General features: G+C 62.1%; 20 protein-coding genes and 1 riboswitch. Of the genes, 5 read left to right on the top strand and 15 right to left on the bottom strand.

Translation table 11 applies throughout. The annotated features are described in order from the left end of the window. Positions 1-97 precede the first annotated feature (97 nt). A riboswitch (cobalamin riboswitch) is annotated at positions 98-293 on the bottom strand. A 45-nt stretch (positions 294-338) separates the two neighbouring features. Together KVQ74_RS21290 and KVQ74_RS21295 are read right to left on the bottom strand one after the other, a co-directional pair. Further along, a complete protein-coding gene (locus KVQ74_RS21290; RefSeq protein ID WP_217833184.1) occupies positions 339-1274 on the bottom strand; it encodes a Ppx/GppA family phosphatase in 936 nt (311 codons plus the stop codon). Further along, entirely contained in the window at positions 1271-1540 is a 270-nt protein-coding gene (locus KVQ74_RS21295; RefSeq protein WP_217833187.1) for a hypothetical protein, read from the bottom strand. The genes KVQ74_RS21290 and KVQ74_RS21295 overlap by 4 nt, the downstream gene beginning before the upstream one ends. 24 nt (positions 1541-1564) lie before the next feature. On the opposite strand from KVQ74_RS21295, the gene KVQ74_RS21300 reads away from it, so the two are divergent. Together KVQ74_RS21300 and map are read left to right on the top strand one after the other, a co-directional pair. Continuing rightward, positions 1565-1792: a ParD-like family protein gene (locus KVQ74_RS21300; RefSeq protein ID WP_217833189.1), complete on the top strand. Its 228-nt coding sequence runs from the start codon at positions 1565-1567 to the stop codon at positions 1790-1792. Then, the gene (gene map, locus KVQ74_RS21305; protein ID WP_217833191.1) at positions 1789-2580 is read left to right on the top strand and encodes a type I methionyl aminopeptidase; all 792 of its coding nucleotides are present in this window, start codon (positions 1789-1791) and stop codon (positions 2578-2580) included. Before KVQ74_RS21300 ends, map begins: the two co-directional genes overlap by 4 nt. Positions 2581-2741: 161 nt before the next feature. Here the strand turns inward: map and KVQ74_RS21310 are convergent, their stop codons facing one another. From KVQ74_RS21310 to ribBA, 5 genes are all read right to left on the bottom strand, one after another. Then, positions 2742-3896, bottom strand: coding sequence for an ABC transporter ATP-binding protein (locus tag KVQ74_RS21310; RefSeq protein ID WP_217833193.1), 1155 nt, complete (start codon positions 3894-3896; stop codon positions 2742-2744). A 17-nt stretch (positions 3897-3913) separates the two neighbouring features. After that, positions 3914-4723: an ABC transporter permease gene (locus tag KVQ74_RS21315; protein ID WP_217833195.1), complete on the bottom strand. Its 810-nt coding sequence runs from the start codon at positions 4721-4723 to the stop codon at positions 3914-3916. A 6-nt stretch (positions 4724-4729) separates the two neighbouring features. Continuing rightward, positions 4730-5674 carry an ABC transporter permease gene (locus KVQ74_RS21320; protein ID WP_217833295.1) on the bottom strand — a complete coding sequence of 315 codons (945 nt, stop codon included), beginning with the start codon at positions 5672-5674 and terminating at the stop codon, positions 4730-4732. Next, positions 5671-6696: an ABC transporter substrate-binding protein gene (locus tag KVQ74_RS21325; protein WP_217833198.1), complete on the bottom strand. Its 1026-nt coding sequence runs from the start codon at positions 6694-6696 to the stop codon at positions 5671-5673. The genes KVQ74_RS21320 and KVQ74_RS21325 overlap by 4 nt, the downstream gene beginning before the upstream one ends. Positions 6697-7086: 390 nt before the next feature. Then, complete coding sequence (ribBA, locus tag KVQ74_RS21330) at positions 7087-8196, bottom strand: bifunctional 3,4-dihydroxy-2-butanone-4-phosphate synthase/GTP cyclohydrolase II (RefSeq protein WP_217833201.1); 1110 nt, start codon at positions 8194-8196, stop codon at positions 7087-7089. A gap of 69 nt (positions 8197-8265) precedes the next feature. Between ribBA and KVQ74_RS21335 the strand changes: the two genes are divergently transcribed. Then, a complete protein-coding gene (locus tag KVQ74_RS21335; protein WP_217833203.1) occupies positions 8266-8562 on the top strand; it encodes a DUF1330 domain-containing protein in 297 nt (98 codons plus the stop codon). Positions 8563-8618: 56 nt separating this feature from the next. On the opposite strand, the gene KVQ74_RS21340 is transcribed toward KVQ74_RS21335, so the two are convergent. The 7 genes from KVQ74_RS21340 to KVQ74_RS21370 form a co-directional block, all read right to left on the bottom strand. Continuing rightward, positions 8619-9182 (bottom strand): NUDIX hydrolase, encoded by a 564-nt coding sequence (locus KVQ74_RS21340; RefSeq protein WP_217833206.1) that lies wholly within the window; start codon positions 9180-9182, stop codon positions 8619-8621. A gap of 1 nt (position 9183) precedes the next feature. Beyond that, the gene (locus KVQ74_RS21345; protein WP_217833207.1) at positions 9184-9936 is read right to left on the bottom strand and encodes a GntR family transcriptional regulator; all 753 of its coding nucleotides are present in this window, start codon (positions 9934-9936) and stop codon (positions 9184-9186) included. 57 nt (positions 9937-9993) lie between these two features. Beyond that, the gene (locus KVQ74_RS21350; protein WP_217833210.1) at positions 9994-10383 is read right to left on the bottom strand and encodes a carboxymuconolactone decarboxylase family protein; all 390 of its coding nucleotides are present in this window, start codon (positions 10381-10383) and stop codon (positions 9994-9996) included. Between the two features lie 103 nt (positions 10384-10486). After that, positions 10487-10972, bottom strand: coding sequence for a flavin reductase family protein (locus KVQ74_RS21355; RefSeq protein WP_217833211.1), 486 nt, complete (start codon positions 10970-10972; stop codon positions 10487-10489). Between the two features lie 12 nt (positions 10973-10984). Continuing rightward, complete coding sequence (locus tag KVQ74_RS21360; protein ID WP_217833213.1) at positions 10985-12466, bottom strand: aldehyde dehydrogenase; 1482 nt, start codon at positions 12464-12466, stop codon at positions 10985-10987. Beyond that, positions 12463-13296 (bottom strand): alpha/beta fold hydrolase, encoded by an 834-nt coding sequence (locus tag KVQ74_RS21365; protein WP_217833215.1) that lies wholly within the window; start codon positions 13294-13296, stop codon positions 12463-12465. The genes KVQ74_RS21360 and KVQ74_RS21365 overlap by 4 nt, the downstream gene beginning before the upstream one ends. Positions 13297-13328: 32 nt before the next feature. Beyond that, positions 13329-13919 carry an amino acid synthesis family protein gene (locus tag KVQ74_RS21370; RefSeq protein ID WP_217833217.1) on the bottom strand — a complete coding sequence of 197 codons (591 nt, stop codon included), beginning with the start codon at positions 13917-13919 and terminating at the stop codon, positions 13329-13331. Between the two features lie 325 nt (positions 13920-14244). Here KVQ74_RS21370 and KVQ74_RS21375 point away from each other — a divergent pair, with 325 nt between their 5' ends. After that, a complete protein-coding gene (locus tag KVQ74_RS21375) occupies positions 14245-15273 on the top strand; it encodes a WD40/YVTN/BNR-like repeat-containing protein (RefSeq protein WP_217833220.1) in 1029 nt (342 codons plus the stop codon). 28 nt (positions 15274-15301) lie between these two features. Next, complete coding sequence (locus KVQ74_RS21380; protein ID WP_217833222.1) at positions 15302-17686, top strand: efflux RND transporter permease subunit; 2385 nt, start codon at positions 15302-15304, stop codon at positions 17684-17686. Between the two features lie 265 nt (positions 17687-17951). On the opposite strand, the gene KVQ74_RS21385 is transcribed toward KVQ74_RS21380, so the two are convergent. After that, positions 17952-18671, bottom strand: a complete 720-nt coding sequence (locus tag KVQ74_RS21385; protein ID WP_217833225.1) for a FadR/GntR family transcriptional regulator — start codon at positions 18669-18671, stop codon at positions 17952-17954. Positions 18672-18725: the final 54 nt, after the last annotated feature.

Below are 18725 nucleotides of genomic sequence, written 5' to 3' on the forward strand. Positions count from 1 at the left end.
GAAACACACCATCGAACGCAGGCAAGGAGGCCGCGCAAGGCCGGGCATCCATCGAGGACGCGCACGGCAGGATGTCCTTCCCGGACACCCCGCCGGTTAGTGATTTACTGCGCCGGCAGGTCTCCTGACTGATGCGTCATCGCCTGTGCTCCAGCCTTCCCGGGGGTGATCCCAGTGGCAGTCAAGGAGCAGGCTCAGCACCTACAGTTGCGGGGGCAGTTCCGATTGGTGCCGTGCAGGCACCTCGGATTCCCTATTGATCCCGTTTGGGAACCGGCGGCGGCATGGTAATCGATCGGGCCGCCGAAGGGGAGCGGGAATATAAAGCGAGGCGGGTATTAATGGTTGCTCATCAAACCGTGCAACACACCCAGGCGCAGGCCCGGTTCGGACGGCATCATTTGCGCGATGCCGAACGCTTTGAACGCGGCGAGCATGATCACCAGACCGCCGGGCAGGATGCTCTGGCGGTGGGGTTGCAGACCGGCGAGTTTGAGTTGCTGGACGTTCTGCACTTTCAGCAGAAGCAGCGACAGGCGCAGCAGGCCACCGTAGGTGATGCCGTCCTGGCCGAAGTCGTTCAGGCGATTGGCCTTGAGCACTTTGGCGAGCATGCGCGCGGTGCCGGAAGAGCCGATGGTCTGTTGCCAGCCCTGGGCGCGATAACGCCGGGCGACTTTTTCAAACTGAAGGATCGCGACGCGTTCGGCTTCCTGCAGGGCGGCGCAAGAAACTTCGCCGCCGCGAAAGTACCGCGCGCTCAAGGTGCCGCTGCCGATGGCGATGCTTTCGGTCAGCAACGGTTGCGAGCCCTGGCCGAGGATCAGTTCGGTGGAGCCACCGCCGATGTCGACCACCAGACGCATGTCTTCGGCGCTCGGCAGGGCATGGGCCACCCCGGCGTACACCAGTTGCGCTTCTTCATGCCCGGAGATGACGTCGATGCGAAAGCCCAGGTGGCGCTCCGCGCTGGCCAGAAACAGCGGCGCATTGTCGGCTTCGCGCACGGCGCTGGTAGCGACGGCACGCACGCGGCCGGGTTCGAACCCGCGCAGTTTCTTGCCGAACCGCGCCAACGCCTGCCAGCCGCGATCCAGGGCCAACGCATCCAGCGCGCCGCCATCAAGGCCTTCGGCCAGGCGCACCGGCTCGCGCAGGGTTTTGATTTCCTGAATCATCAGGCCCTTTCGGCTGCGTACCGACTGGCCGATCATCAGGCGAAACGCATTCGAGCCCAGGTCGATGGCGGCAAACAGAGAGGCGTCGTCTTTCATGGGAATCCTTGCAAATCATCCGTCGAAGGCTCGCGGTTGCGAGGATTCTGCCGTTGATTTGATGACATCCTGATGACGCCGCAGGGGCGGTTCGATGAATTTTCGGCTGTCATGACGCTGTCATTATCCGGCGCCCATACTGGCCTCAATACATCGCGTGCTCTCAGTTTTTTGCTGCCATTTCTGGCAGCTTTTTTTTGCCTGCGATTTGCCGCGCCGCTGCGGGTTTGCAATTTTTGCGATTGTCCGATTAATATACGATCCATATATATTTCGTATCGGAAACATTTATGGGCATCGTCAAGATCTCAGAGGACATGCACGAGAATCTGCGCATCTCCAGCACCGCGCTCAGCCGCTCGATCAACGCACAGGCTGAGCACTGGATGCGCATCGGCATGCTCGCCGAACTGCACCCCAACCTCGACCACAGCGCCATCTGCCGCTTGCTGATTCGCGCTGAACAGGCCGGCGGCCTGGACCTGCAACAACTGACTCAGGAAGCCGTCACGGCATGAGAAACCAGATCAAGATCAACACCCCGGCCGACATCGCACAATCGCGCGCGGCCGGCGAACTGGCCGCCGAAGTGCTGGCGATGCTGGTGCCCCACGTCAAGGCGGGCGTCACCACCGATGAGCTGGACCGCTTGTGCAACGACTACATTGTCAATGTGCAGAAAGCCATTCCGGCCAACGTCGGTTATCACGGATTTCCGAAAACGGTCTGCGCCTCGGTCAACGACGTGGTGTGTCACGGCATTCCGTCGGGCACGCCGTTGCAGGACGGCGACATCGTCAACCTCGACATCGCGGTGATCAAGGACGGCTGGTTCGGCGACACCAGCCGCATGTACGTGGTCGGCGAGGCGACGCCCGAAGCGCAGCATCTGATCAAGACCACCTACGAGGCCATGTGCGCCGGCATCCGCATGGTGCGCCCGGGCGCGACCCTGGGCGACATCGGCCACGCGATCCAGAGCCTGGCAGAGAAAGAGGGCTTCAGCGTGGTGCGCGAGTATTGCGGGCACGGGATCGGCAAGGTCTATCACGATGAGCCGCAAGTCCTGCATTACGGTTTCCCCAATCAGGGCTTGAAGCTGAAGGCGGGGATGATTTTCACCATCGAGCCGATGCTCAACGCCGGCAAGCGCCATGTGAAGAACATGCCGGATGGCTGGACGGTGCTGACCAAGGATGGCTCGCTGTCGGCGCAGTGGGAGCATATGGTCGCGGTGACCGAGACCGGGTTTGAAGTGCTGACGGCGTGGCCGGACGAGATTGAAGGGTATCGGGCTATTGGTTGAGGCCGTGTTGGCTGGTTTGCCCTCTCCAAGGGGAGAGGGCTGGGCGGCGTTCCGATGAGGGGCGCTTTTCAGCCCCACCAACCATATTCCCGACAGCCAAAAAAATGGGCCACCACAGCCCGACGCTGGATGACCCGAGGGTGACCCTGTTGTGCGGGTTCTCAGTGCGCTCCCGCCGCCTTGTTCAGATCGCTCTCCGCCCATTCGGTGTAAACGCAGGCATCCGCCGTGGCCCAGCGCACTTTCACCGGATCGCCTGCCTTGAGCGGCATGCCCGCCGCCGACAGCGCTTTCACCGTCATCGCAGTGCCACCCGAGGTGACCACGCTGCAGGTCTGGCTCTCACCGAGAAACAGCACTTCCACCACTTTCGCCGACACTTCGTTCCAGCCTGCGGCCAACGGTTCGTCGGTGGCTTGCCGGGTGCTCAGTGCCAAAGCCTTTTCCGGACGCACCATCAACAGCACATCCTGATCATTCTGCAGACCGGCAGTGAGGCGGATCGACAGTGGCTGACCTTCGAAATTCGCCGCGCCGTTGCCCTGGGCCTTGAGCTTGAGGAAGTTCGAGTTGCCGAGGAACGATGCGACAAAGGCATTCGGCGGGTTCTGGTAGAGGTCATAGCCGCTGCCCAGGCCGACGATCTTGCCGTGACTGAAAATCGCGATGCGCTGGGACAGGCGCATGGCTTCTTCCTGGTCGTGGGTCACGTAGACGATGGTGATGCCCAGGCGCCGATGCAACTGGCGCAGTTCGTCCTGCAAGTCTTCACGCAGTTTCTTGTCCAGCGCGCCGAGGGGTTCGTCCATCAGCAGGATGCGTGGTTCGTAAACCAGCGCCCGGGCAATGGCGACCCGTTGTTGCTGGCCGCCGGACAATTGTGAAGGGCGGCGATGGGCGAACTGCTCCAGTTGCACCAGTTTCAGCATCGCGTCGACACGTTTGTCGCGTTCGGCGGCGGCGAGCTTGCGGATCGCCAGCGGGAAGGCAATGTTGTCGCGCACCGACAGATGCGGGAACAGCGAATAACGCTGGAACACCATGCCGATGTCGCGCTTGTGCGGCGGCACGTTCACCAGCGACTGGCCGTTGACCAGGATCTCGCCGCTGCTCGGCGTTTCGAAACCGGCGAGCATCGACAGCGTGGTGCTTTTGCCGGAGCCGCTGGAGCCGAGGAAGGTGAGGAATTCACCGTCCTTGATGTCCAGCGAGATGTTGTCCACGGCAGCGAAGTCGCCGTAGTGCTTGTTCAGGTTGCGCAGGCTGACCAGGGGTTTGTCGTTCTGCTGGGACGCGTCTTTGATCACGGCACTCATGTCGTACTCCTGGGCGCTCAGGCGCTGATTTCGTTGCGCCGGCGCAGCGCGGCGGCGATCACCATGACCAGCACCGACAGGCCGATCAGCAGCGTCGAGGCGACGGCGATCACGGGCGTCAGGTCCTGGCGCAGGGTGGTCCACATTTTCACGGGAAGGGTTTGCAGGGTCGGGCTGGCCATCATCACGCTCAGCACCACTTCGTCCCACGAGACGAGAAAGGCGAAGAGGGCGCCGGCCACCATGCCCGGACGGATCGCCGGAAAGGTCACCTTGAACACCGCTTGCAGGCGCGAGGCCCCGCAGATCACCGCCGCATCTTCAATCGACTGATCGAACAGCTTCAGCGAGTTGATGATCGAGATGATGGTGAACGGCAACGCGACGATCACATGGCTGACGACGAAGGCAAACATCGTCCCGGTGTAACCGAGCTTGAGAAACAGCGCGTACACCGCCACGGCGATGATCACCAGCGGCACGATCATCGGCAGGGTGAACAGGCCGTAGAGCATTTCCCGGCCGGGGAAGCGCCCGCGCACCAGGGCGAAGGAAGTCGGCAGGCCGAGGGCGACGGCGCAGACGGTGGTCAGCACCGCAACCTTGAGGCTGGCCATGGCCGCGCTCATCCAGTCGGCGTTGGAGAAGAACTGCACGTACCATTTCAGCGTCCAGCCCGGTGGCGGGAACACCAGCCACTGGGACGAACCGAACGACAGCAGGACGATGAACACGATCGGCAACAGCAGGAACAGACCGATCAGCCCGGTGGTTGCGTACAGGCCGAAGCGCATCCGGCGGCTCATGGCGTTGGGAGTCAGGAGCATGTCGGCTTACCTCGCGTTGCTGGCGCCAACCGGGGATTCCGGCTGAAGCTTCAGGTAGAAGTAGAACAGCACCAGGGTGATCACGATCAGCAACGCGGCGCCGGCGCTGGCCAGGCCCCAGTTGAGGAACGATTGCACCTGCTGAATGATGAACTCCGGCAGCATCATGTTCTGCGCCCCGCCCAGCAGCGCCGGGGTGACGTAGTAACCGAGCGACATCACGAACACCATCAACCCGCCGGACGCCAGGCCCGGCCGGCACAGCGGCAGGAACACCCGGAAGAAGTTGGTCCACGGGCTGGCGCCGCAGATGGAACCGGCCTGCAGGATCATCGGGTCGATGGCCTGCATGGTCGCCTGCAAGGGCAGCACGATGAACGGGATCATGATGTAGCTCATGCCGATCACCACGCCGGTCAGGTTATGCACCATCTCCAGCGGCTGATCGATGATGCCCAGCGCCATCAGCGCCTTGTTGATCACGCCCGACGCCTGCAACAGCACCAGCCACGAGTAGGTGCGGGCCAGCAGGCTGGTCCACATCGACAGCAGCACGATGTTGAGTATCCAGCGTCCCCAGCCGCGCGGCACCAGGGTGATCGCCCAGGCCAGCGGGAAGCCCAGCAGCAGGCTGAACAGGGTCACCAGCCCGGCCACCGAGAAGGTGTTGAGCAGCACCCGCGCATAAGCGGAGTTGGCGAACAGTTGTTCATAGTTGCCAAGGCCCGGCACCGGTTCCAGCACGCCGCGCAACAGCAGGCCAATCAACGGCGCGAGGAAGAACAGGCCGAGGAACAACAGCGCCGGCGTGAGGTTGCCGGCGCCGCGCCAGCGTTGTTTGAGGGTCGGGGGTTGCGGCATCGCACTCGCCTTGCCGGGCGCCGAACCGGCAGCGCCAGAGGCGCTCCCGGTGGCAGTGGAGGGACGGGACGCAGTGGCCGCCATTTTCATTTGACCAGCCATTCGTTCCACCGTGTCGCGATGGCCGGACCGTTCTTGGCCCAGTACGCGAAATCAAGAGTGATCTGATCCTTAGCGTAGGCAGTCGGCAGGTTAGGGGCCAGCGTCGAGTCCAGACGCTGCACACTGTCGACGTTGACCGGGGCGTAGGCGGTCAGGTTGGAGAAGTCGGCCTGACCCTTGGCGCTGCTGGCGCTGGCCAGGAACTTCATCGCCGCGTCCTTGTTCTTCGAACCCTTCGGCACCACCAGGATGTCGGCCATGACCAGGTTCTGTTTCCAGCTCACACCGACCGGTGCGCCGTCCTCTTGCAGGGCGTGGACCCGGCCGTTCCAGAACTGGCCCATGCTCGCTTCACCGGAGGCCAGCAGTTGCTGCGACTGCGCGCCGCCGCCCCACCAGACGATGTCTTTCTTGATGGTGTCGAGTTTCTTGAAGGCGCGATCCAGGTCCAGCGGATAGAGCTTGTCGGCCGGCACGCCATCGGCGAGCAGGGCCAGTTCCAGCACGCCCGGGCTCGGCCATTTGTACAGGGCGCGTTTGCCGGGATAGGTCTTGGTGTCGAACAGGGCGCTCCAGTCCTGCGGCTTGGTGCCGCCGATCTTGCCTTCGTTGTAGCCGAGGACGAAGGAGAAGAAGAACGAGCCGACGCCGTAGTCGCTGACGAAACGCGGGTCGATCTTGTCGCGCTGGATCTGTTTGAAGTCGAGGGGTTCGAGCAGGCCTTCGGAGGCGGCGCGCAGGGCGAAGTCGGCTTCGACGTCGACCACGTCCCACTGCACATTGCCGCTTTCGACCATGGCCTTGAGTTTGCCGTAGTCGGTCGGGCCGTCCTGCACGACGGTGATGCCGCTGGCCTTGCTGAACGGGTCGGCCCAGGCCTGTTTCTGCGCATCCTGGGTGCTACCGCCCCAGCTGACAAAGTTCACACTCTCGGCGGCCATGGCGGCCTGACCGGTCACGCTCAGCAGTCCCGCAAACAGGATTGCGGTTGCAGCTTTGTTCAACACCATTTTTACGCCCTCATTGTTGTGTCTTTGAGCGGGCTTGCGTTGTTGCCCGCCTATCGGGAGCAGTAGCTGGACGAGCTTTTCGAATCGTCCGGTCTATGGAATATCATATTATGGTATTCCAAGCTTTGTGCAAGCATTTTGCCTTACCGGCTATCTGTTGGAACGGGATTTTTTTTGGTGTGCGGCTTGGGGTGGGTTGTCTGCATTAAGAACCAGCCCCTCACTCCAGCCCTCTCCCCAGAGGGGCGAGGGGGAAAGGGAGCTGATCGGGGGCTTTTCATAACCTGAGTTCGGCTCGATATTCCATGCCGCCGCAGTGCGCAAAATCACCTTGGTCAGTCCCCTCTCCCTCCGGGAGAGGGCCAGGGTGAGGGGGCTTTTGATTTAGCGTCATCCCGCAAACGGAATACTCTCGACCACCTCCAGGTCATACCCGGTCAACCCCGCATATTTCAACGGCGGCCCAAGATGGCGCAATTTCCCGACCCCAAGGTTCTGCAGAATCTGCGCGCCGGTGCCGACCTCCGAATAAATCCGCGATTGCGAACGGCTGAACTGCCGTGGCGGCTGAGTCAGTTGCGGTACCCGCTCGAGCAGCGCCTGCGACGATTCATGGTTGGCCAGCACCACGACCACACCATGCCCCTCGGCCGCGACCCGTTGCAGCGCCGCCCACAGCGTCCAGTTGCTCGGCCCGCTGTACTCGGCGCCGACCAGGTCGCGCAGCGGATCGATCACATGCACCCGCACCAGTGTTGGCTCCTCGCGGCGCAGGTCGCCCATCACCATTGCCATGTGCACACCGCCCTCGATGCGATCCTCGAAAGTGATCAGACGGAAGGTGCCATGGACCGTCGGCAGCTCGCGCTCGCCAATGCGCTCGATGGTGTGTTCGGTGCTCAGGCGGTAGTGGATCAGGTCGGCGATGGTGCCGATCTTGATCCCGTGCTTGCGCGCGAACACTTCCAGATCCGGACGGCGAGCCATGGTGCCGTCGTCGTTCATCACTTCGACGATCACCGAGGCGGGGGTGAACCCGGCCAGGCGTGCCAGATCGCAGCCGGCTTCGGTGTGCCCGGCGCGAGTCAGCACGCCACCTTCCTTGGCGCGCAGCGGGAAGATATGGCCGGGCTGCACCAGGTCTTCGGCACGGGCATCGGCAGCGACAGCGGCGGCGACGGTTCGCGCCCGGTCGGCGGCGGAGATCCCGGTGGTGACGCCAACCGCCGCTTCGATGGACACCGTGAACGCGGTGCTGAACACGCTGCCATTGCTTGGCACCATTTGTTCCAGCCCCAGGCGCTGGCAATGCTCGTCGGTCAGCGTCAGGCAGATCAGGCCACGGGCTTCGCGCGCCATGAAGCTGATTGCCTCGGGCGTGCAGGCGTCGGCGGCCAGCAGCAGGTCGCCTTCGTTCTCGCGGTCTTCGTCATCGACCAGCAGCACCATTTTGCCGAGGCGATAATCTTCGATGATTTCTTCGATGCTGTTGAAGGCCATGCTGGACTCTCAGTGTTTGTTGGAAATAGTATTGGTATACCATAATACAAAATCAGCAGAGAGGTCACTATGAAGGCTTATTGGATTGCCCACGTCGACGTCACCGATCCCGATCAGTACAGCCAATACACCCAGCGAGCGCCAAAGGCGTTTGCCGAATTCGGCGCAAAATTTCTCGCCAGGGGCGGGCGCAGCGAAGCGATGGAAGGACGCCAGACGCCGCAGCGCAGCGTGGTGATCGAGTTCGATTCCTACGAACAGGCCGTGGCCTGCTACCGTTCGGCGGCGTATCAGGAAGCGAAAAGTTATCGCGAGGAGTGGGCGACGGCGGAGATTGTCATCGTCGAGGGCATCGCACCACTTTAAGCAACGCTACCAATCCCCCCGTGGGAGCGGGCAAGTCTGCTCCCACAGAAGTCAAATCAGCGCATAAAGTGGATTTTGCCGCTGTCGTCGTTGCCCATGTACATGCCATAGACCCCGGCCTGGCGTTCCTCGATGTAGCGCTCGAGAATCTGCCGGATCGCCGGGTAATAGATCTTGTCCCACGGGATGTCTTCGGGGGCGAAGAACTTGTAGTCCATGGTCTCGGGGCCGAACTGGCCGGTGATCTCCAGCGCGAGCGCGCGGAAGATGATGTACACCTCGCTGATCTTCGGCACGCTGAAGATCGAGTAGGGCGAGAGGATTTCCGCGCGTACGCCGCTTTCTTCCCAGACTTCCCGCAAGGCCGCCTCTTCGGTGGTCTCGCCGCTTTCCATGAAGCCTGCTGGCAGCGTCCAGGTGCCAGGGCGCGGTGGGATCGCGCGCTGGCACAGCAGGTATTTGCCGTCCTGCTCGATGATGCAGCCGGCAATGATTTTCGGATTGACGTAGTGGATGTAGCCGCAACTCCGGCACATCAGGCGCTCGTGCGTATCGCCCGGCGGGATCTGCTGACCAAGATCAGGGCCACCGCACTTCGGGCAAAAGCTCGGGCTGAACATGTCAGTGACCTATGCGGGGTTCTTTCAAGGCGATGGGCAGAGTGATCGACGGGGTATCGCCGGTCTCTTCCTGCTTGCGCTTGAGGTAGTCGAGGGCGACGGCAGCGGCCGCGCGGACGTGGTCGACACAAGCCTGATGCGCCGCCAGGGCATCACCACTCTTGATCGCTTCGACCATTTTTTCCATCTCCTGGTTACTCGCGCCGCGACGGTTTTCCTGGGACACCGAGGTCGCACGCAGGTAACTGATGCGGGCCTGCAACTGACGCAATTGAGTGGCCGCGACATGGTTGCCGGAGCCTTCGAGCAGCACGTCGTAGAAGCCCTGCACCGAGTCGATCACCTGCTGCAATTCGCCGTCCTTGAGCGCCTTGCGGTTGTCGTCGAGGGCTTTTTCCAGGGCCTTGATGTCCTTGGCCTTGGCACGCAGGGTGAACAGCTGGACGATCAGGCCTTCCAGCACACAGCGCAGTTCATAGATGTCGACGGCATCATTGAGGGTGATGATCGCCACGCGGGGGCCTTTGGCATCGGCGAACTCGACAAGACCTTCGGATTCCAGGTGACGCAAAGCTTCACGCACCGAGGTGCGGCTGACGCCCAGGCGATCACACAGATCGCGCTCGACCAGACGATCGCCCGGCAACAGCTGGAAGTTCATGATGGCGCTTCGCAGTTTGTCCAGCACGATTTCGCGCAGGGTAACGGGGTTGCGATTGACCTTGAAGGTGTCGTCGAGTGGCAGGCGTTTCATGGGGTCCGCTCTTTAGGTTGGCTGTCCATGCCAGACGGGCATCAAACAGCCGAGGGGTTAACTGGAGGCCTCGGCGTCGGCTTCGGCAAAGGCTTCACGGGCAAGCCGGAAACTGTCCACGGCTGCCGGGACGCCGCAATAAATACCGACCTGAAGCAGAATTTCGCGTATTTGCTCACGACTCAGGCCGTTACGCAAGGCGCCGCGCACATGCAGTTTCAGTTCATGCGGGCGGTTGAGCGCCGAGATCATCGCCAGGTTGATCATGCTGCGCTCCTTGAGCGACAGGCCGTCACGACCCCAGACATGACCCCAGCAGTATTCGGTGACCATTTCCTGCAACGGGCGGGTGAAGTCGTCGGCGTTCTGGATCGAGCGGTTGACGTAGGCTTCACCGAGCACTTGGGTGCGGATCTTCAGGCCTTTTTCGTATTTTTCGTTACTCATCATTGCTCCTCGCACCGCATCCCCTCTCGGGCGGGGGCAACCCTGTGGGAGCGGGCAAGCCTGCTCCCACAAAGGGACCCGCCCAGAGGCGCGGTGAAATCCGTCAGGCCAGGGTGGGCAGGGCGCCCAGCTTGCCCTTGTGGTAGATCATCGGCGTCACCGGCTGCGCCGGCAGAATCAGGTTCTTCACCGCGCCGACGATGATCGCGTGGTCGCCGCCGTCGTATTCGCGCCACAGTTCGCACTCGATGATCGCGGTGGCCTTGGCGAGAATCGGGTTGCCCAGTTCGCTCAGGTGCCAGTCGATGCCTTTGGCCTTGTCCTTTCCTTTACCGGCGAAGGCGTAGGCCTCGGCGGTCTGCTCGGCGGACAGCAAATGGATCGCGAAACGCTTGCTGTCGCGCAGTACCGGGTAGGTGTCGGAGGCGTAGTTGGGGCAGAACAGCACCAGGGCCGGATCGATCGACAGCGCGCTGAACGCGCTGGCGGTAATCCCGACGAGGTTGCCATCCGGGTCGAGGGTGGTGACCACCGTGACCCCGGACGGAAACGAGCCCATGACGTCTTTGTAAATGCCGGGTTCGATCATTTCTCAGGCCTCCTAACGCATCACAAACGGATCAGGCATCGGCGCCTGGGAAAGGTTGATCCACACCGTTTTCAGTTCGGTGTAGGCCAGCACCGAGTCGATGCCGCTTTCGCGTCCATAGCCACTGTTCTTGAAGCCGCCGATCGGTGCCATCGCCGATACGGCGCGGTAAGTGTTGACCCAGATGATCCCCGAACGCACGTCCCGGGCCAGGCGATGGGCGCGGCCCAGGTCGCGGGTCCAGATGCCGGCAGCGAGGCCGAACTGCGAGTCGTTGGCGATCGCCAGCGCTTCGGCTTCGTCCTTGAAGCGGATGACCGAGGCCACCGGACCAAAGACTTCTTCCTGCATGATCTTCATCGAATTGCGGTCGCATTCGAACAGCGTCGGCTCGTAGAACCAGCCATCGCCGACGCCGCTCGGGCGCTTGCCACCGATGCGCAGACGCGCACCTTCGGCGATGGCGTCAGCTACCAGACCTTCCACCACCGCCAGTTGTTGTGCGGTCGCCATCGGTCCCATTTCGCTGCTGTCGTCCTGCGGATTGCCGATGCGGATGCGCTGGGCGCGCTCGACCAGACGGCCGACGAATTCATCGTAGATCTCGTCCTGCACCAGCAACCGCGAACCGGAAACGCAACTCTGCCCGGACGCTGCGTAGATCCCGGCGATGGCGCCGTTGATCGCGCTGTCCAGATCGGCGTCGGCAAAAATGATGTTCGGCGACTTGCCGCCCAGTTCCAGTGACAGCTTGGCGAAGTTCTCGGCGCTGCTGCGCACCACATGGCGTGCCGTGGCCGCGCCGCCAGTGAAGGCGATCTTGCGCACCAGCGGGTGGCGGGTGAGGGCGGCGCCGGTGCTCGGGCCATAGCCGGTGACGACGTTGACCACGCCCGGCGGAATCCCGGCCTCGAGGGCCAGGCGCGCCAGCTCGAGGATGGTCGCCGAGGCGTGCTCGGACGGCTTGATGACGATGGTATTGCCCGCCGCCAGTGCCGGCGCGAGTTTGATCGCGGTCAGGTACAGCGGGCTGTTCCACGGAATGATCGCGGCGACCACGCCCATGGCTTCGTGCACGGTGTAGGCAAACAGGTCCGGCTTGTCCAGCGGCAGGGTGCCGCCTTCGAGTTTGTCGGCAAGGCCTGCGGTGTAGTGGAAAAACTCTGGCAGATAACCGACCTGACCCCGGGTTTCGCGGATCAGTTTGCCGTTGTCGCGGCTTTCCAGCTGCGCCAGTTTTTCCTTGTTCTCGGCGATCAGGTCGCCGAGACGACGCAGCAACTTGCCGCGTGCGGTGGCGGTCAGGCCGCGCCAGGCCGGGCTGTCGAAGGCAGTCTGTGCCGCTTGCACGGCGCGTTCGACATCGGCTTCGTCGGCGTCGGGCAGTTGCGCCCAAGGTTCGGCGAGTGCCGGATTGAGACTTTCGAAAGTCTTGCCGGAGAGGGCGTCGACCCATTCCCCGCCGATGCACATCTGGAAGCGTGCGAGTGTCATGCAACGATCCCCTTTATATGGTTTTGTCGGGAGTGTGCGTATTCGAGGAATTCCAGCAGCATCTGGTTGACCAGACGCGGCGATTCCACCGGCATCATATGCCGTTGCTCAGGCAGCACGGCAACCTGCGCGCCGGGAATGCGAGCGGCCAGTTGCTCGGCCATTTCCGGGGTCGAGCCGGGATCCAGTTCGCCGGTAGCGATCAGCGTCGGCGCCTGGATGCTGCCCAGGTCGTCGGCGCGGTACATGTCCTGTGTGGCGAACAGCTCGTAAGTGGTCAGGTAACCCTGCGGATCGTTGCCGGCCAGGGTCTGGCGGATCGCGGCGATCTGCGCCGGGTTCGCGGCCTGATATTCACGGCTGAACCAGCGCGACAGCGCCGCTTCGGCATTGGCGTCCGGACCGTGTTCGGCAGCCTGCGCGGTGCGGGCGATGACGCCGGCACGCTGTTCTTCGCTGCGGTTGAACACGCTGTTGAGCACGACCAGGCTTTTCAGGCGCTCCGGATGGTGCAGGGCAAAGGCCCGCGCCACCAGACCACCCATCGAAAAACCGATCACCGACGCCAGGGGCAATTGCAGGTGGTCGAGCAGCTCCAGCAACTGCTCGGCATAACCAAGCAGGCCGGTGCCACTGGCCGGTCGCGGACTGGCGCCATGCCCGAGCATGTCGTAGGCGATCACCCGGTATTGCGTGGCCAGGCCAACGATCTGGCCGCCCCACATTTCTTTGTTCAGACCCACGCCGTGGATCAACACCACGGGCTGGCCTTGGCCGGTCGCCAGATAACTGGTGCCGGCCGGGGTGAGTTCAGCGTTGAGCCGAATCATGGAGCGCTCCTGCAATTGCCTTTTTATTGTGATTACTGGGCTTTTTCGGCGGCCAGTTCTTCCAGATCGATGTAGCGGTTGCCGATGCGCGGATGAATGCGGCCGCCGTCGGCGCAGCCCAGGACCACGACGATTTCGTCGGCGCGCGGCGCGTCTTCGATCTGCATTTCCAGGGTGATGTAGTGCGAACGCAGGCCTTCGTCGTCCTTGTGCATCATCGGGATCTGAATCGAAGTGCCCGGACCGCCGCGCTTGTTGGTGAAGCTCAGGTAGCTCTTGGCCTTGACCGCTTCGCGGTAGTGGTTGCCGAAGCGCAGGGTGTGGATCACCGCCGAGGCGTGTTCGATTTCGCCGTCGGCACCGACCACGGCCGCCTTGCCGTAGGCCTCGATCTTCTCGGCACCGCCGATGATGCCCACCAGGCGCTCGACCATCAGCGCGCCGAGGTCGGAGCAGTTGGCGCGGATCTGTGGTTTCAGGTCTTCGACAAAACCATTGCCCACCCACGGGTTTTTCATCACCACGGCCAGGCCGACCATGGTCACGGGCTTATCGGTGGCTTTGCCGCCTTCGATGAAGGTTTCTTCGACATAGCTGACGATCTTGCGAATTTCGAAACTCATGAGCTGCTCCGTTCTGGGGGTTTAAGAGTGTCTGTCGGTATGATGGTATACCATAATATCGGTTGTGCAAGTCCCCCTTGCAAGATTCCCTCATCCATCCGGCGAATGGCCGCGTATTCAGCGGCGACCCCGTGCCTTTCGGTTAACAAAAGATAACGTTGCGCCGATTGTCAGACGTTTCGAATGCCCGATAGGATGGGTCAGCTTCCGAAGGCGCTCTGGATGGCGGGTTTCAGGACTATCCTTGTGACCGGGCAGTCATTCAGGCAGCCTTGCGGCGCCCTTCAAGGTCAATCACCCAACAATAAAAAACAGGGGAAGGTCTATGAGTCGTTGCCGCCCGCCGGCGTTACGCAAAACCGCGTTGCTGGCTACAGCGCTCTCTCTGCTGGGCTTTGCCACATTGTCGGTGCCCGTCGTGGCCGCCGAAGCGCCAGCCGACGTGGTTTACGCCACCGAATCGGCCAAGGCCGCGAAAAGCCTGATGCTCGATGTCGTCCACGCCGGCCAGCGGCTGGTGGCGGTCGGTGATCGCGGGCACATTCTCTATTCCGATGACCAGGGCAAGTCCTGGAAACAGGCCAAGGTGCCGACCCGCCAGTTGCTCACCGCCGTGTACTTCGTCGACGACAAGCACGGCTGGGCGGTCGGGCATGACGCGCAGATCCTCGCCAGCGAAGACGGCGGCCTGACCTGGAGCAAGCAGTTCGAAGACCTCAAGCGCGAATCGCCGCTGCTCGACGTCTGGTTCAAGGACGTCAACAGCGGCCTCGCCGTGGGCGCCTACGGTGCGCTGCTGGAAACCACCGACGGCGGCAAACACTGGGAAGACGTCAGCGATCGCCTCGACAACGAAGACCAGTTCCACCTCAACGCCATCGCCGCCGTGAAAGACGCCGGGCTGTTCATCGTCGGCGAGCAGGGCAGCATGTTCCGCTCCGCCGACTGGGGCCAGACCTGGGAAAAACTCGAAGGCCCGTACGAAGGCTCGCTGTTCGGCGTGATCGGCACGGCGCAAGCGCAGACGCTGCTGGCCTACGGTCTGCGCGGCAACCTCTATCGCTCCACCGATTTCGGCAGCACCTGGGAGCAGGTCGAACTGCAAGCCGCTCGCGGCGCCCTGGAGTTCGGGTTGTCCGGTGCGACGCTGCTGGAGGATGGGTCTATCGTGATCGTCGGCAACGGCGGTTCGGTGATCAGCAGCAGCGACAATGGCGAGACTTTCAGCGTCTTCAACCGTCCGGATCGGATTTCCCTGTCGTCGGTCACCGCCGCCGGCAACGGCAATCTGATCCTGACCGGGCAGGGCGGCGTGCGAATCACTTCGCCGAACGGCGCCGAGCTGGGCAAATGAGCCGGATCAATAATAAGAAGGCGGAGCTATGACTTCCTTGAGCACTCATCATCAGGACAAGGCGACGTTTCTCGAGCGCCTGATCTTCAACAACCGCCCGGCAGTGATCGTGATCTGCCTGCTGGTCAGCATTTTCCTGTTCTGGCAGGCCACGCTGATCCGGCCGTCCACCAGTTTCGAAAAAATGATCCCGCTCAAGCATCCGTTCATCGAGAAGATGATGGAGCACCGCAACGATCTGGCGAACCTGGGTAACACCGTGCGCATTTCGGTGGAGGCCACCGACGGCGACATCTTCTCCAAGGAGTACATGGAGACCCTGCGCCAGATCAACGACGAGGTGTTCTACATCTCCGGCGTTGATCGCTCCGGCCTCAAGTCGCTGTGGAGCCCGAGCGTGCGCTGGACCGAGGTGACCGAGGAAGGCTTCGCCGGTGGCGAGGTGATTCCGCAGAGCTACAACGGCTCCCAGGCCAGCCTCGATCTGCTGCGCAACAACGTGCTCAAGTCCGGCCAGGTCGGACGTCTGGTGGCCAACGACTTCAAGTCGAGCATCGTCGACATCCCGCTGCTGGAGTCGTACCCGGACCCGCAGGACCAGGGCAAGTTGCTGGCACTGGATTACCGCCAGTTCTCCCATGAACTGGAAGACAAGATTCGCAACAAGTTCGAAGCGCAGAACCCCAACGTCAAGATCCACATCGTCGGTTTCGCCAAGAAGGTCGGTGACCTGATCGATGGCCTGGTGATGGTGGTGCTGTTCTTCGGCGTCGCTTTCATCATTACCCTGATCCTGCTGCTGTGGTTCACCAACTGCCTGCGCAGCACCGTGGCGGTGTTGAGCACCACGCTGGTGGCGGTGGTCTGGCAACTGGGGCTGATGCACTTCTTCGGCTTCGGCCTGGATCCGTATTCGATGCTGGTGCCGTTCCTGATTTTCGCCATCGGTATTTCCCACGGCGTACAGAAGATCAACGGTATCGCCCTGCAATCCAGTGAGGCGGACAACGCCCTGACCGCCGCGCGGCGTACCTTCCGGCAATTGTTCCTGCCGGGGATGATCGCGATCCTGGCGGACGCGGTCGGCTTCATCACCCTGCTGATCATCGACATCGGCGTGATCCGCGAACTGGCCATCGGCGCGTCCATCGGCGTGGCGGTGATCGTGTTCACCAACCTGATCCTGCTGCCGGTGGCGATTTCCTATGTCGGTATCAGCAAGCGCGCCGTCGCCAAGAGCAAGAAGGATGCAAACCGCGAGCATCCGTTCTGGCGTCTGCTGTCGAACTTCGCCAGCGCGAAAGTGGCGCCGGTGTCGATCCTGATCGCGCTGATCGCCTTCGGTGGCGGCCTCTGGTACAGCAAGAACCTGAAGATCGGCGACCTCGACCAGGGCGCGCCGGAACTGCGTCCGGACTCGCGCTACAACAAGGACAACAACTTCATCATCAGCAACTACTCGACCAGCTCCGACGTGCTGGTGGTGATGGTCAAGACCAAGTCCGAAGGTTGCTCGCGCTATGAAGCCATGGCGCCGATCGACGAACTGATGTGGAAGATGCAGAACACCGAGGGCGTGCAGTCGGCGATCTCGCTGGTGACCGTGTCCAAGCAGATGATCAAGGGCATGAACGAGGGCAACCTGAAATGGGAAACCCTGTCGCGCAACCCGGACGTGCTGAACAACTCCATCGCCCGTGCCGACGGCCTGTACAACAACAGTTGCTCGCTGGCGCCGGTGCTGGTGTTCCTCAACGATCACAAGGCCGAAACCCTGGATCGTGCGGTCAAAGCGGTGCAGGAGTTCGCCAAGGACAATAACAAGGACGGTCTGGAATTCATCCTGGCGGCCGGTAACGCCGGCATCGAAGCGGCCACCAACGAGGTAATCAAACAGGCCGAGCTGACCATCCTGGTCCTGGTCTACATCTGTGTGGCGGTGATGTGCATGATCACCTTCCGCTCGTGGGCGGCGACCCTGTGCATCGTCCTGCCGCTGGTGCTGACCTCGGTGCTGGGCAACGCGCTGATGGCGTTCATGGGCATCGGCGTGAAGGTCGCGACCCTGCCGGTGGTCGCACTGGGCGTGGGGATCGGCGTGGACTACGGCATCTACATCTACAGCCGCCTGGAGAGTTTCCTGCGGGCGGGGCTGCCGTTGCAGGAAGCCTATTACCAGACCCTGAAATCCACCGGTAAAGCGGTACTGTTCACCGGCTTGTGCCTGGCCATCGGCGTATGCACCTGGATCTTCTCGGCGATCAAGTTCCAGGCCGACATGGGTCTGATGCTGACCTTCATGCTGCTGTGGAACATGTTCGGCGCGCTGTGGCTGCTGCCGGCACTGGCGAAGTTCCTGATCAAACCGGAGAAGCTGGCCGGGAAGAAGGGCAATTCGCTGTTTGCTCACTGATCCATTTGGCTGAAATGAAAAAGCCGCGACCTTATGGTTGCGGCTTTTTTTATGGGGCAAGATCAAAAGCTTTCCCTCACCCTGGCCCTCTCCCGGGGGAAAAGGGGACTGACCGCAATGTCTCGCGTGATACATCGACCTGAAAAACCGAGTCGATTATGGATTCAAGGCAGATCGTTCACGTCGGTGTAGATCGTCAATATTCCCGGATCGGTTCCCTCTCCCACCGGGAGAGGGCCAGGATGAGGGCCGGCGGACTAACGACCTAGGAAATATTCGCCCCAAGCACAACACTCAAAGCACTCCGCGCATCATCCAGCTGCACCAACGTCGCATGCCGAGCCCCCAACGCATCCCGATTCTCGATCGCGGTGAGAATCGCCTTATGCCGAGGCAGCGCCAGTTCATGCAGGTTCGGCCGCTGGTTGGAGTGTTTCAGCGCTTCGGCAATCGCCACCGACAACATGTTGCACAGGTTGGCGAGCAGGTCGTTGTGGGTCGCATCGGCGATACGGCTGTGGAAGTCCAGGTCCGGTTGCAGCAAGGCCTCAGGGGTCGGCGCGGCTTCCATGCGTTGGTAGGCCTCGCCGATGCCGGCGATTTCGGCGTCGGTGGCGTGCTGGGCGGCGAGAGCGGCGGCGGCCGGTTCGATGATGCTGCGCACGCTGGTCAGCACGTTGAAGAATTCATTCTGCGGGCTGCTTTGCATCAGCCAGTGCAGCACGTCGGGGTCGAGCATGTGCCATTCGCGGCGTGGCTTGACCACCGTGCCGACCCGAGGCTTCGAATACACCAGCCCCTTGGCCACCAGCACCCGCGTGGCTTCGCGCAACACCGGCCGGCTGACCGCGTACTCCTCGCAGAGCAAGGCTTCGGCGGGCAGTTTGTCGTCGGGCAGGAAGCGTCCGGAAACGATCTGCATGCCCAGTTCCTGGACGATGCGCGAGTGCATGCTTTTGCGGTCGGAGGGTTTACGGTAATCCATGGGGAACGGCGCGATCCTGAGCGATGGAGATGCCGCGCATCATAGCAGGCACAG

Origin of the sequence: Pseudomonas botevensis, from assembly GCF_019145475.1 — a bacterium.
GTDB lineage: Bacteria > Pseudomonadota > Gammaproteobacteria > Pseudomonadales > Pseudomonadaceae > Aquipseudomonas > Aquipseudomonas botevensis.